The organism is Paenibacillus sp. Pae15, from assembly GCF_024519685.1.
Lineage (GTDB): Bacteria > Bacillota > Bacilli > Paenibacillales > NBRC-103111 > Paenibacillus_G > Paenibacillus_G naphthalenovorans.
The window spans coordinates 21,172-35,615 of sequence record NZ_JALJRM010000013.1 but is presented as its reverse complement, the minus strand read 5'-3'; the positions used below and the strand labels follow the sequence as shown (position 1 = coordinate 35,615).

At 50.0% G+C, this 14,444-nt stretch carries 12 protein-coding genes; all 12 read right to left on the bottom strand.

Annotated elements, in window-relative coordinates:
• Positions 1–325: 325 nt before the first annotated feature.
• A complete protein-coding gene (locus tag NR121_RS12750) occupies positions 326–2,647 on the bottom strand; it encodes an S-layer homology domain-containing protein (RefSeq protein ID WP_256831287.1) in 2,322 nt (773 codons plus the stop codon).
• A gap of 40 nt (positions 2,648–2,687) precedes the next feature.
• Positions 2,688–4,250, bottom strand: coding sequence for a DHA2 family efflux MFS transporter permease subunit (locus NR121_RS12745; RefSeq protein WP_256831286.1), 1,563 nt, complete (start codon positions 4,248–4,250; stop codon positions 2,688–2,690).
• A gap of 15 nt (positions 4,251–4,265) precedes the next feature.
• The gene (locus NR121_RS12740) at positions 4,266–5,585 is read right to left on the bottom strand and encodes an efflux RND transporter periplasmic adaptor subunit (RefSeq protein ID WP_074728091.1); all 1,320 of its coding nucleotides are present in this window, start codon (positions 5,583–5,585) and stop codon (positions 4,266–4,268) included.
• Between the two features lie 17 nt (positions 5,586–5,602).
• Entirely contained in the window at positions 5,603–6,262 is a 660-nt protein-coding gene (locus NR121_RS12735) for an HlyD family secretion protein (protein WP_054819140.1), read from the bottom strand.
• Positions 6,259–6,696, bottom strand: a complete 438-nt coding sequence (locus tag NR121_RS12730) for a MarR family winged helix-turn-helix transcriptional regulator (RefSeq protein WP_054819139.1) — start codon at positions 6,694–6,696, stop codon at positions 6,259–6,261. The genes NR121_RS12735 and NR121_RS12730 overlap by 4 nt, the downstream gene beginning before the upstream one ends.
• Positions 6,697–7,009: 313 nt before the next feature.
• Positions 7,010–8,356, bottom strand: a complete 1,347-nt coding sequence (locus NR121_RS12725; protein ID WP_137670634.1) for a hypothetical protein — start codon at positions 8,354–8,356, stop codon at positions 7,010–7,012.
• A 111-nt stretch (positions 8,357–8,467) separates the two neighbouring features.
• On the bottom strand, positions 8,468–9,940 hold the full coding sequence (gucD, locus tag NR121_RS12720; protein ID WP_062406296.1) for an alpha-ketoglutaric semialdehyde dehydrogenase GucD: 1,473 nt from the start codon (positions 9,938–9,940) through the stop codon (positions 8,468–8,470).
• 58 nt (positions 9,941–9,998) lie between these two features.
• Positions 9,999–11,051: an Ldh family oxidoreductase gene (locus NR121_RS12715; RefSeq protein ID WP_137670633.1), complete on the bottom strand. Its 1,053-nt coding sequence runs from the start codon at positions 11,049–11,051 to the stop codon at positions 9,999–10,001.
• A gap of 17 nt (positions 11,052–11,068) precedes the next feature.
• The gene (gene kdgD / locus NR121_RS12710) at positions 11,069–12,004 is read right to left on the bottom strand and encodes a 5-dehydro-4-deoxyglucarate dehydratase (protein WP_256831285.1); all 936 of its coding nucleotides are present in this window, start codon (positions 12,002–12,004) and stop codon (positions 11,069–11,071) included.
• A complete protein-coding gene (locus NR121_RS12705) occupies positions 12,001–13,302 on the bottom strand; it encodes a nickel pincer cofactor-dependent isomerase, group 22 (RefSeq protein WP_054819135.1) in 1,302 nt (433 codons plus the stop codon). The genes kdgD and NR121_RS12705 overlap by 4 nt, the downstream gene beginning before the upstream one ends.
• 86 nt (positions 13,303–13,388) lie before the next feature.
• Positions 13,389–14,219 (bottom strand): Bug family tripartite tricarboxylate transporter substrate binding protein, encoded by an 831-nt coding sequence (locus NR121_RS12700; RefSeq protein WP_256831314.1) that lies wholly within the window; start codon positions 14,217–14,219, stop codon positions 13,389–13,391.
• Between the two features lie 36 nt (positions 14,220–14,255).
• Positions 14,256–14,432, bottom strand: coding sequence for a hypothetical protein (locus NR121_RS12695; protein ID WP_256831284.1), 177 nt, complete (start codon positions 14,430–14,432; stop codon positions 14,256–14,258).
• Between the last annotated feature and the right edge of the window lie 12 nt (positions 14,433–14,444).

Here is a 14,444-nt window from a genome sequence, read left to right as displayed (position 1 = left end):
TCCCGGTCATTGCGGGGTCCCGCTCTGCCCATATACCTGCCTGTCCCATCAAGGAGAAAGCATCTCCTTCATCAAAAAAGCCTTCTTAACTCTCATGAACAGGAGAGGAGAAGGCTTCCATACATATGGTCAGCAAAACGGTGTTATGATTTGCGCCGGACATGCCTGCCCCCGACGTGTCGGGGTTTACCGCCGAATTACCGCATTCGCCAAAACAACCATTCATATATACTTACTATGAATTAAACAGTACCATCGGATGATTAGATCGTCAACACTTTTTTTAAACCGGGCTCATAAGACAGCCTGAAAATCAAAGGGATGATCATTGCTTCAATACAGCTAATAACCGTTTGGCATCGCCGGCAGGGGTGTTTATGGTTTCATAAATTTTCAGCGTCACGGGAATTTCCAGCTGATCCGAGCTTACATTATCAAAATTAATGATCTGGCTCCCGCTCATCAACCGGTTTTCTCCTGCCAACGTGTACACCTTGGAGGCTATCCGCGTGCCTTCACTGTTCTCCAGCTGCATATACAGCTTCGGATTGCCAGGGTCTACGATCACCTCATCGGTCGTATGAACGTCAAGGTCCATCTTGAATTTATAATTAAAGGTGTATGCCCGGGTCGTAGGGTTCGCCATCGTAACGGCGGATAAAGACCAGGAAGACAGCTTCAATTCAAAAGGATAGAACGTGAGCAAAGTAGAATCGGCTGCAGGCGGATTTACAGCCACACTGGTTTCAGCAACCGGAAATTTGTACGTTTGCTGCCCCTGCTGCTCCAAAAGACGGAAGGTGAACCGGGCCGCATCCTCGGATAAAGGTACGGTAAAGGTGAACGTGACTACCGTCCCCATTCCGGGCAGCACTTCTTTCACGGAGCTCGCAGTCCGGCTGCCGCTGTATAGGATGCCCTGGGCATTCTGCAGCTCGGCCGTCAGATCAGGAACCGAAAGCGGGCTGCCGCTCGGGTTCTTGAATTTCAGCTGTGCCACCGCCGTCTTGAAGCTTTGTCCTTCATTTTCAAACCAATCCAGACTCATTAGCGACACGCCCAACTGCGGACTAACGGCTTGACTTAGCGAGTCGATGGCAATAGGTTTGCCAAACTCATAAGCCGGCAATGCCATCGGCGTTCCGTAAGATGACGGGAATCTGAAGCCGATCCTTCCGGTATAGTACACTATTGGCGTGCTCTGCCCTTGCTTCAAGAAGCTTTCAGGCGATAGAACATAGAACGCAGTAAGCTGTGTGTTCAGGTCGGTAGTGACCGCGTAATGTAAATACTTCCTCTCGCCGGGATGGAGAGTAACGGGTTCCTGTTCGATCCGCTTCCCGATAAACGTCTGTCCCTCCGCTTTTCCCCCGAGGGTAAAATCCGGAACGGTTTCCGTATAGCTGCCCGGGTTTTCCACGATGAGCTGCACGATATAGGTCGGCGCTTGTCCTGTAAATTGTCGGTTCAATCGCGAAGCCGTATACTTCAAAGCAGAGGACTCTCCCGGAACGGAGAACGTGACGCCCCAATTCCCCAACAAAGCCGAATCCTCAATGACTGCATCCTTGCCGCGCCATACGATCGATCCGATTGGAGCATCAGCCAGCAGGGTCTCCTGCTTCGGATACACATTCTGATCTACATCAATCCAAAGCAAATCCGTTAAATTCAGCTCCGTTTTCACTTCAATCACGGTCATATAGCTTAATTCCACATAGCTCTGAGGCGGAATCGAATGCGGGTTGCTTGCGCTTGATTGCAGAACGTATACCGTGCCGTCCGAAGCTTTGGCCCGAAGCTCATAATCAGGAATCCGAACCGCTGAGCCCGATGTGTTCTTCAGCTTCACGACAGCGCCGATTCTCCAACCCTCATCAGTCTTTTCCTGCAGTACGCTTTTAACTTGTGCTTGCGTGCTGCCCGTAATGTCGTAGCTTGGCATATCCGTGGTCAGCGTAACTGCTCCTCCGCCGGGTTCATTCGTATTTCTGGAGCCAGGTATATATTGCTGCTTTGCTTCATAAGAAGAGGTAACCAACAGCTCGCGGGTGGCAGCAGAAGTACCTCCGAATGTACCGTCCGTTTCGCTGTCCATAAGCTTTAGCCGGATAGCCAGAGCAGCGTAGCCTTTGGCCCAATCCGAGACGGTCGGATCGTTCAAGCCCGCTGTCGATTTGGCTTCAGCATCTTTATTCAAACCGCGGATCAAAAAGGCGGCGAGCTGCTCCTTTGTCACTTCACCGGCCGGGTTGTACGCATTCTGAGCAAAGCCGTCCGTGAGATTAGCCCCTCTGAGCGCTTCGATATAGGGAAGGGCGTAGCCGTTCGCAGGGTCGTCGGCACTTACGTCGCTAAAGCTGGAAGCCTTCAAGGAAGTGTCCACCTTCAAGCCGAAAATCAACGCAGCGACCTTCGCGAATTGAGCGCGGTTCATTTTGTCTTTTAAACCAAATCTTCCTTCCCCGACTCCATCGAAAATGCCTGCGGATATCATCGTATCGAATTTCGCTTTCGCAGAAGCATCCAAATCCTTTAAATCGCTGAAGTCAGCCGATGACTTCGATGTACCGGCACCGAATGCTGCGGTTGAAAGCATCGAAAACGCCATAGCCGCACTCAATAGAATAGATAACCTTTTCTTCATTTTTGTAAACCTCCCGAAATCACTGGGCCGCCGGCTGCATTCACTTTTTTGCAGCAGGGGCTTTTTTCTTGCCGCTCAGGAAAAACACAAACGGGATGCAGAGAAAAGCAGGTATAGCCGAGAGGTAAAATGTATCGGCGATCGACCTTACCATGGCTTCTCTTTGCATAAAACCGGCCAAGTATGAGGCTGCGGTTCCCGATGCTGTCGCCATATCCACCGCCCAGGAATAAATCGCTCCGGAGAGCATCGAAAGCGTATCATTGGCCGTAATGGAGTCGACAGACACACTGTCGGAAATATGCTGATAATGAAGAATTTGACGGTTGCTCATGATGGCGGCGAAAAGCGCGATCCCCAAAGACCCGGCCACCTGACGGCAAACGTTGGACAGCGGAGAAGCGTTGCCGACCTGCTGAGGAGCCACAGCCATCATGCCGGCTGTGGTCAGCGGCATCATGCAAAGCCCGATCCCGATTCCGCGTATTGTTAAGATAAAATTCAACCAATGATTCGGTGTATCTGTCGTCAAATGATGCAGCTCCATCGTCATTATACCCAGGATAGACAGTCCGACGACACTTAATGGAACAATACCGAACCGGTCCGCCAGCTTCCCGCTGAGCGGCATCATCAAAGCCATGGCAACCGACTGGGGCATCATGAGTATACCGGTCTGCATCGCGGTAAGCCCCTGGATATTTTGCAGGTACAGCGGCGTTAAGAACGTACCGCCCATCATGCCCATCATGACCAGACTGCCCGAAATCACGCTGATCGTAAATTTGGCATTTTTGAAAATTCTCAAATCGAGCACGGGCTGCTCCACACCAAGCTCGACCCAGAGCAGCAGCAAAAAGCTGAAAAAGGCGATAAACAGCAGGCTGACGATGTACAACGATGTCCATCCTTCCGCTTGGCCCTTGCTTAAGGCCAGCAGCAGCGTTCCAAAGAATATCATGGAAAGCACCGCGCCGGTCGTATCGAATTTCAACCCTTCTTCACGCGGTGTGTCTTTCAGCAGGATCTTTCCGAGTATAACGGCAAGGATACCGATAGGAATATTGATGAAAAACAGCAGACGCCAGCTGTAGTATTGAATCAAATATCCGCCGAACGTCGGCCCGAGTGCGGGAGCTACCATGGCGGCCACGCCCCACAGCCCGATGGCGGTACCGACCTTATCTCTAGGGAAGTTCGAATAAATAATGGACATCCCGATCGGCATAATAAATCCGCCGGCGAAGCCTTGAAGCACACGGAATAAAATGAGCGTGCTGTCGCTCCACGCAAGCCCGCAAACGACCGACCCCAGAGTAAAACCGGCAACGGAATAGATAAACACGGTTTTATTCCCGAATCGCGCCCCCAGAAAGCCGCACATGGGAATGACCATGGCGGAAGCCAGCGTATATCCGGTGATAACCCACTGGATCGTATTGATATCGGAGCCGAACACCGCGACGAATTTATTCATCGCTACATTCATCAGGCTGCTGTTAAGTACAGAGACAAAGGTGCCCAGCACGATGGCGATCAGTGCAAACCACATCCCGCTATCTCCCGACTTTTGTTGTTGATTGACCGCCGATGCATCGGCCATAGCTGCAAGCACCTCCTATTGAGCTTTCACCTTGGTGCCATCCGCCAGCTTATCCCCGGGGTTCACGACAATTTGTCGGTCTCCCTTGAGCTTGTCATTCGGCTGCACATAAACCCAATCCTGATTTTTTTCTTCCGTTTTCACTTCTACGAGGCGAGCCGTATCGTTATCCATAATGAACAGATATTCCTTGTTCTCTTTTTTCACGATGGCGCTTTTCGGCACCTCGATCCGGTTATCCCCGGCACCATCAATATGGACTTCGGCCACCATACCGGCAAACAGCAGGCCGTCCTTGTTATCCACCTTTACTTTGACCGGGAATGTATTGCTGTTCGGGTTAGAAACGGGACTGACAAACGAGATCGTACCCTGGAACAATTGATCCGGTATGCTTTGAACCTTCACTTGTACAGGTGTCCCTACGTTTACCTTGGAAATTTGATTGTCCGCTACGCTCAACTCCACTTGTACCTGATCCATATTGACCAGGGAGATGATCGGCACCCCTGCCTGAGCCATCTCGCCCGGCGATATGCTTTTCTTCACGACGACGCCGTCGATCGGTGCCGTAATCGTTGCATTGTTCAGGCTGCTGTTCGCCAGCTCCAGTCCCGCGTGTAACCGGTCAACCTCCGCCTGAAGCGCTTTGAGCGTATTGTCCGTAGGCCCGATCCGGGCCTGTTCGAGCTTGGCCTTGGCCGCCTCTACCTGGGCCGCCGCCGATTTTTGCGCGGCCTGCGCCTGCTCGTAGCCCGCTTTGGCTTTCTCATAATCGAGCGTACCCTTATCCAGTTCCTCCTGCGTCACGCTTGAGCTGCTGTCAAACATGTTCCGCAGGCGGTTATAGGTTTTGGTGCTCAGATCCAAGGCGGCGCTGGCTTGCTGCAGGGCAGCCGTGGCTTGTTCATAAGCGCCCTGCGCCATTTTCACGGCGCTCTCCAGCCCCTGTATCTCCTGCGTGCGGGCTCCTGCCTGCGTATCGGCCAGCTTCGCCTCCGCCGCGGCCACGCCGGATTGGGCTTGCCTCACTTGCTGAAGCAAGTCGTCCGTTTCCAATTGGACCAGCACGTCGCCTTTTTTCACTTTATCGCCTTCCTGCACATTCACCCCGGCCACTTTGCCGGATACCTTCGATACGATTTTGATATCTTGATCGGGGATAATTTTACCGCTTAACCCCGGATCCGTGAATTGACCAAGCTTGATGACCTTTACCGGCACACTCGCGGGATTCGCACCGCTTGCGTCCGATGTATCGCTGCATCCCGGCAAAATTCCAACGAAAACCGTTGTAAGAACCGTTGGAATAAGCCATTTATGTATTTTTTTCATGGATAACTAACCCCTTTTCAGTTGCTTTTCAAATGAATTTTGATCGTAGTACTCATGCCAGGCGATAAATCCAGCCCCAGCTGATCATCAATTGAAATTTTGACGGGAATGCGCTGGGTTACTTTGGTAAAGTTACCGCTGGTATTCGTTGAAGGAAGCAGCGAAAAGGTCGAAGCCGTGGCCTTGCTTATTTCTTTCACATGACCCGTCAACGGTTGGCCGGGAAACGTATCGACGCGGATATCTACCCTTTGCCCTTCATGGATTTTATAAATCTCTGTCTCCTCGATATTGGCCGTGACGTACAATTGTCTCTTATCCACCACCATGGCAACGGTTTGGCCAGGAGAGGCGACTTCTCCCGCCTTGACCAAGGTTTTGATCACAGTCCCTTCAATAGGGGATCTTAGTGCCGCTTGATCGAGGCTGCTCGTAGGCAAATTATTGCTGTCCTGCTGTCCGATAATTTGATCGGCCATCACATGATCCCCTTCATTCACTTGCAGCGATATGACCTTCCCCGTAATGCGGGGCATGACTTTATAAATATCTCCGGCAAGCCTTGAATCTTCGGTTGAGACATAATTTTGCCCTTCATACCAGAAGTAACTGCCGATTCCCCCTCCAACGACCACCAGGCACGTTAAAATAACATACAATACCGCTTTGCGCTTCATGTCTTCTCCCCAACCTTCATTTCTATTTGTTTGTTCAGCAATCTGATAGATTTCACAATCATGTTCAGTTCATGCTCCGGCAGCCCGCTCAGGAGCTCAGTATAAAACGTTTCCTGAAAGATCGTGTTTCCCGCCATTCTTTCCTGAAGCTTATTCGTTTTATAGATCCAAATGATGCGGCGGTCCCGCTCATCCCTTTCGCGCCGAATCCAACCGTCCCGTTCCAGCCGGTCAATAATGCCCGAAACCGTGCTGTAGGAAAGCTGCACCGCATCAACAATCTGTCCAATCGTCTTGGGCTGCTGATAAATTTGATGCAGTGTCATCCATTGGGGAGGCGTTATGCTGTCATCTCTCATCTTCTTGCTTAAGATTTCATTGTGGCTGCGAATTAAATCTTTCAGCAGCTTGACGATCTCACCCTCCAGACCCATGGGTACACCCCCATTTAAGTTGTCGTTTTCATATTACATAAATCATTAAAAACGATACTTATAAATATTTTAAGACTATATATTTCGTGTCACTAAATTTTTATACATGAACTATATCAAAAAAAGCAGGCATTGGAAATCCTTAAATACAGGCATTTTTCCCCGAAAAGATGCATTCAGGCGATTCATCCCGTCATTTCCTCACAGAATGACATTGTGTCACCTTTTTGTTGAGTATCATTACTGTTAAACCATGGAAAAGGAGGGGCAACAAAATAAGAGGCCTCGAAGGCCTCTCATTCGGTTTGATGCTCTATTGAATGATCGTGATAATCGATAATCCGAGGATGGCGACAATTAACAGGTGAATCCCGTTGGCGCGAACCCCTGCGGCAAGCCCCGTAATGCCGGACAGCCGGCTTACCAGCAAATTCAATGGGTTAACCGGACTTAGTACGGCTGAGGTGGACCAGGCGAGCATCAGCAGTATCGCAAGCGCAATGGGAGTCGTCCCCAATGCCTGGGCATCCATTTGGGTAACCAGCGCGGTAACGATCACCATCGGATGAATGCCTATGAAGGCAACGACAACGACAGTAACAATAATCGATATCTCGAAAATAAAAAACGACTGTTGGGCCAAGCTGATCAGGGCCCATTTCATCCCGCTTCCGAAGGCGGTGCCCTGCAAAGCGTTTCCTAATAATCCTGCGCTGGTAAACAATAGGATTTCATTATTCATAATGGGCACGGACCGGTCTCGAAAATCAGCCAGCTGGGTGCGCAATAGACTCCATTTTCCGGTTATGATTACCCAGCATAAAGGAAAGGAAATGGACAGAAGGCTCACGATGACAAGCATCGACCAATGGGTCAGCGTTTCCAGCAGAAAGGTCATACTCATCAAAACCGCGACAATCAAACCCAATCGAACGAGCTTTCGGCGATAGGTGCCGTCTTTTGATTCTTCCGCGGACGCCGCTTCGGCGAAAGAATCCGGGCTTAAGGGATGACGTTTGGACCAAAAGGCAAAGAGCACATTTCCAATCAAGATAAAGAGCAAGGCAAACCCGATGCCATAGGCCATGTATTCGATGGTCGGAATTTTCAAGTAATAGAGAATCAAAGCGACGGATGCATAATACGGCGACCACAGCATAGTCGTCGAGAAGCCCACTAAATAGCTTTTGGCAAGCATCACGGGAGGAAGCTTCAAGCCTTTAAGCAGTTCATCGACGATGCGGATCGAACCGAGGTTCAGAATCGGCCCCAGGACAAACAATACGCTCGTGATTCCCGCAAAAAGCTTACGGGGATGATGCAGCAATCCCCGAAGCAGCGTATCGATAGCATCAAAATATCCCCCGAGCTTTAACGGAATCGAAAGCAGCGGCACCAAAATGACGAGCGTAAGCAGAGGAAGATTCATCGATATGCCTTCACTGACTCCGTCGATCCCCCTCCCTTTTTGAAACTCCAGAACGATTCCGGTCATCAGCATGCAGATCCCAAACCATCGCGGCACGGGATCCGCTTTGGTAGCGCTTCCCAGAAAGGCGGCAAGCGCCATAAAAATGACCAGATACTCCAGCCATTGAACGTGAACAAAATATTGAATGAGGAATAGTCCGCACATGCCCAAAATCAAATAACTTCGCACCAGGTATTTCGCCTCCGGCTTTCAGTAAGAAAAGCTCCATATATCTTAAGAAAAGCCGGTTTCTTCTGTCAAGAATCCCGGCTTTCGGTGATATGTGTTAACTCAAAAGAATCATGCTTTCACAAATACGGTTTTGATGGACGTATAAAATTCAATGGCCGCCTGACCTTGTTCCCTGGAATGGGAGCTGGATTGTTTCATACCGCCAAACGGCGCTTGCAGCTCAACCCCGGCCGATTCCGCATTAATGCGGACCAGGCCCGCATCCATCTCTCGAATAAATGATAACATATTTCCAATGTTTTGTGTGAAAATAGAGGCGCTTAATCCATATTTTGTATCATTCGCCACTTCCAGCGCTTCTTCTATAGTATCCACCTTGATTAAAGCAAGCACCGGACCGAAAATCTCCTCCTGCGCAATGACCATATTGCGATTCACATTTTCAAACACGGTAGGCTCAACATAGAAGCCATTTTCCAGACCGCCGCCGGTGATCCGCTTTCCGCCTGCAAGCAGTGTTGCTCCTTCCTGTTTCCCCTTCTCGATATAAGATAATACGGTGTTTAATTGATTTTCACTGGCGCAGGGCCCCATCCATGTATCGCTGTTTAATCCGTCGCCAACCTTGATTTCGTTCACTTTGGCCAGCAGCTTTTCTTTAAATAGGTCATAAATTTTACTTTGTACGATGACACGGCTGGTGGCCGTGCATTTTTGTCCCGTAGAGCGGAGACCGCCGCTGACGGTGGCTTCGACGGCCAGATCGAGATCCGCATCCTCTGCCACGATCACCGGGTTTTTGCCTCCCATTTCAAGCTGATACTTGGCTCCGCGGGCAACCGCACCCTGAGCTACAAGCTTACCGACTTGATCGGAGCCCGTGAAGCTGATCCCTTTAATATCCTTATGATCAATGATGCCCTGCCCAATCACGGAGCCGGCGCCGGTCACCATATTGAGCACGCCTGCCGGTAGGCCCGCTTCGGCGAAGCACTCTATCACTTTAGCAGCCGTTACAGCGGTTTCCTGCGCAGGCTTGAACACTACGGCATTGCCATAAATCAGTGCGGGCGCGATTTTCCAGACCGGAATCGCAACAGGGAAATTCCAAGGCGAAATAATGCCTACCACACCGAGAGGAACACGATTCGTAAACATCAGCGCCTCACTGTCGGTGGATGGAATCACATCGCCTACCTTGCGCATGCCTTCGCCCGCATAATAACGGAGAATCGCCACGCCTCTGGCCGTTTCTCCTTTGGCTTCGGGAAGCGATTTGCCCATTTCTCTTGTCATCGTTTCGGCAATGTCGTTGAGTCGGGCTTCAAGAATATTGGCCGTTTTGAAAAGATAATCTCCTCTGGCGGCGCCCGAAAGCTTTCTCCATTGAACCTGAGCTTCCTTCGCCGCTTGGACTGCCCGATCCAAATCGGCTGCCGTCGATTTTTGAATATAGCCTACAATTTCCTGCGCATTGGCGGGATTCGTACTCTTATCCACTTCACCGGACGAAGAAGCGGTCCAGCTTCCATTTATATAATTCAAATAAGTATTCGTTGTGGTTTTCTCTCCTATAGTCATCTGTATTCCAATCCTTTCTATGGCGTTCATAGGTAATGACGAGCAATTCTGGAAATTATTAGTCCACTAAAGTCACATTGGCACCATAACGCCGGGCCGCACTTAACAGCTCGTTATGGATTTCACTAGACAATACGATCCCGTTTTTCCGGGCTTCCTCGGCTCTTGCATATTCCAGATCTCCCGGCATATAGACTTTATCAAATCCTTTGGCTGGTGCGCTCTCCCGGGTTTCGCGCTCTTTTTCCGCCATGCGCTCAAGGAAGGTATCAAGAGGCATCATTGCATTGACATCGAGGGCGGCAAACATATGTCCCAGATTTTGCGGAACCGGATCATCATAAAAGCGCGGGATTTGCGATCCGTACAGAGCCCCGGTCAACACGCCCGTTAAAATATCAACCATAATGGCCAACCCGGACCCTTTGGCTCCCCCGAAAGGCAGGAGACTTCCTTTTAGCGCCTCATGAGGATCGCTTGTTTCCCGTCCGTCGACGGTAATGGCCCAATCCGTCGGAATCGGTTTGCCCATCTTGGAGGCTAGGGTGATTTTGCCTCTGGCCTGGTTGCTTGTAGCCATATCCAGCATAATCGGCTTGCCCGATGGAGACGGCACGGCAATGGAAATCGGATTCGTTCCCAAAGTAGGCACCTTGGAACCGAACGGAACCATGACAGGAGAGGTATTGGTCATCGAGATGCCGATCATTCCCTGCGCTGCAATTTGAGCCGTCCAATAGGCTGCTGTCCCGTAGTGATTCGAATTCCGGACGCCAACCCAGGAGCTGCCGTACTCCTTCGCTTTCTTAACCGCTACGTCGACGGCTTTCTGGGATACGATCTGGCCCCAGCCGTTGCCCGCGTCAAGCAGTGCGGTTGTCGGCGTTTCGGAAACGACGGTGATGTTCGTTTCCTTCGTCACCAGGTTATTGTCCAGTCTGACCAGGTAATCGTTCAATTTGGAAACACCGTGAGAATGAACGCCTGTCAGGTTGGCGTGAACAAGAGAATCTGCGATAATTTCCGAATCGCGCTCGGGGATACCGGCTGCGGTCAACACTTGTTTACAAAACGCCGTCAATTTTTCCGGAGATACTCGAATGTCGGACATGGTATACTCATACTCCTTTATTTGCTGGATTCTATTGCTGTTTTTTTGGGAAACCGATCTAACGCATGCTTCAAGATAACCTCCAGCTGAGCGTAATGCTCTTTCTCTACGGGAATCAGGGGCGCACGTACCCTGCCGCCGACGGGTAATCCCATGATCTCCATACCGGCTTTGATTAGGGAAACGGCATAGCCTTTTCTTTGTTTGCGAATGTTGTTGATCGGGAAAATCACTTCTTTATACAGCTCGTTCAGTAAAGCTTGATTGTTTTCTTGGACTGCGCTATAAAACATTCTCGAAATGTGAGGTATATAGTTCGAAATCGCCGATGAATAGGAAGTAAAGCCCAACGGAACATAAGCCGGGTACGTCACTTCGGCAAACGGCATGCCATTGATCCAGCTCAGGCGGTTTCCTAAGGTCTGAACGAACTCGATGTTGCTCTCCATCTTCCCGACACCGTCTTTGAGTCCGATGAACTGGGGAAGCACGGCTAATTTCGTCAGGGTACCCAAAGACAATACGGCATTGTCGCGTTGATAAACAATGGCATTCAGATCCGTAGATTCGATAATGGTCTTAAAGTATTCGTATAATCCGGATTGTTCTCCGTTGATTAAATAAGGAGGCAAAATTAAATATCCGTCAGCCCCTTTGGCTTGTGTGATGCGCGCCAATTCGACGGCCTCTTTGATGTTTCCCCCGACGCCCGTGTATACGGGCACTTTTCCCCTGCTCAGCGAAACGGCGATCTCAACAATCGCTTCATACTCGCTGCGTGTCAGCGACTGAAACTCTCCCGCTCCGGCCGAAACGTAAATTGCATCCAGCCCTCCGTCAATCAAAAAGGTAATGTTTGCGGCTAATGCCTGTACATCCAATTGATCGTTGTCTTTAAAGGGGGCGACGGGAAAGCCCAGAATCCCTTTGATTTGATTGGCAGGTTTACTCATCCGTGCTCCATTCCTCTCCATATATCTGTTGTTATGTTATGGTCTGAATCGAAGGCGATCTCCAAAGGTTCGCCTAATACTTGTATGCGGGGATCTCCCTTCATATCCGCCAAAACCGATTCGGAAATCAAAATATTTTCTAATTCCAATGTATTTTTGATCCATACCACCCTCGGATTTTGAAGATCGATATGGTAACACGTCCTTAAAGCGGTGCTTATGGCTTCCCGGTCATTGGACATAATGACGGGAATTTTGGCGGAATCCAGAATTTTGGATGTAATGACGTTGGCGTAGGTGTAGCTCAGATTGATCTGTTCAAAAACCCGTCTGGTGATCACATCGGCCACCCCGATTCCGCAAGCATTCCCCTTCGTTTCCTTTGTCAGGCCGCGAACGAAAATCCGTTCAATTTGAGGTGCGTTGAATTGTTGCGGTGCTTTCGATGCGGCCCGTCCTGTGATGTTAGGATCCATTCCCGAACCGCTGATGTTTTTCCCTATTTCATTGACCATAAGCAGATCGACTTGTTCCGGTACAATCCTGGGCATATACTTTTTGGCTTGAATAAGCAGTTCTTTATCTTTAAGTATGAGCTCATCCGGCGTGACCGCTTCAATATGCGCGGTCTTGTCGTAAGCATTCTCCAATACTCCAACCCCAAAGGCGATCGGGGCATGCTTCAGATAGACCTCAGCTATTTTGGGCAGCAATACGGGCATTTCAGCCAGCGGATGCTGATGGATTGCCAACGTCCCCTTGTGCCGGCCCAAGCCGATCGCCATCATTTTCAGCAATCCGCTTTCATGATCCCCTTTAAAGCTCGTATGAGGCTTTACCCGATTGATGAAGACAATGGCATCCGAACGATAGGAGGCTTCATCCAGATAAATGGGGGTGCCGTCATCCAAGGTGCCGATCTGAACGACATCCATGGAGTTCAGGATGGGTACTCCCATGCTTTCTTCCGTAACGCCCAACTCCGCCAGCATCTTGATCTGGCCTTCTGCGGTTCCTCCTCCATGGCTTCCCATGGCTGGAACAATAAACGGTTGGGCTCCCCATTCCTTCAGTTGATGAATCAGTGTAACTACCAGTTTGGGAAGGTTCGCAATTCCCCTGCTTCCAACGCCTACGGCCACACGGGACCCGGCTTTAATTGAATTTCTTATCGCTTCTTTGTTCAGTTCCTTTCTCAGTTCGCCTTCAATATCATTGATCGTTGGCGCGTCAAAAACTTGACGTACAGGGATCATTCTAGGAAGCGGAACGAAATTGCTTAATTCACCCGTCAACATTGGTTTGCACCCTTTCGTCCGTTACATAATGAGGGTATATCATCTCATATGCCGGAGATGACATACCCTGTATCCTATAATGCCGATTACTTGATCAGGCCGATCTTCTTCGCAACATCCCCGGTGGATTTATACGTTTCTTCGGCAATCTTCTTGAAATCCTCCGGACCGCTATAGGCCGGCGAAATTCCGATCTTTTTGAAGTCCTCAATGACTTCAGGGTCTTCCAAAGCCTTTTTGAAGGCGTCATGCAAAATGGTCACGACTTCATTAGGCGTCCCCTTCGGAGCGACAATACCGGTCCAAGCGTTGTATCCGGTATAACCTCTTTCCGCAAGCAAAGGTGCATCCGGAATCGCATCCGATTTGGTGGTTCCGATATTGGCCAGAATGCGCAGTTCCCCGGAATCCACTTGCGGTTTGGCTTCATGAACTTGTACAACCGCGCCTTTCACATGTCCGCCAAGCAGTGCCGTAATGGCAGGCGCAGCACCGTCATAAGGTACATGCTTCAATTTAAGATTATCCTTGAGTGCGACGGCTTCCAAATTCAAATGCTGCGTATTCCCTACGCCCGGAGTGGAATAAGTAAATGCATTCGGGTTATTTTTGACATAATCAAACCACTCATCAATCGTTTTCCACGGCGCATCCGCTTTCACAACCAATACGTGAGGTACAGAGTTTGCGATTAAGATCGGTTCAAAGCTGTCAAAGGAGTACGGTGTTTTACCGTAGTTCGGCTGAATGGACAAATTACCGATCGTCGCCATGGAGATCATATAGCCGTCGGGCTTGGCTTGAGTAAGTCCGGTCAACCCGATCGTGCCGCTGGCCCCCGGCTTATTTTCGACTACAACGGTACCTTTGTTCGGAAGATATTTAGAAACGGCGTTTGCAAGCGTGCGGGCCGTGATATCCGTACCTCCTCCAGCGGCATAGGGAACAACCAGCTAAATCGGTTTTTCAGGAAACTTGGACTTCGGAGCTTCAGCGGTGTTGTTGGATGCGGCCTGCGCAGGATCCGTACCCTGAGTCGAGGATGCTCCTGTACCGCACCCTGCCAATAAGGAACCTGCGAGTGCTGCTACAGACAATGCGGAGAGAATCGTTTTGTTTCTGCTTTTCATTTGGAATGGCCT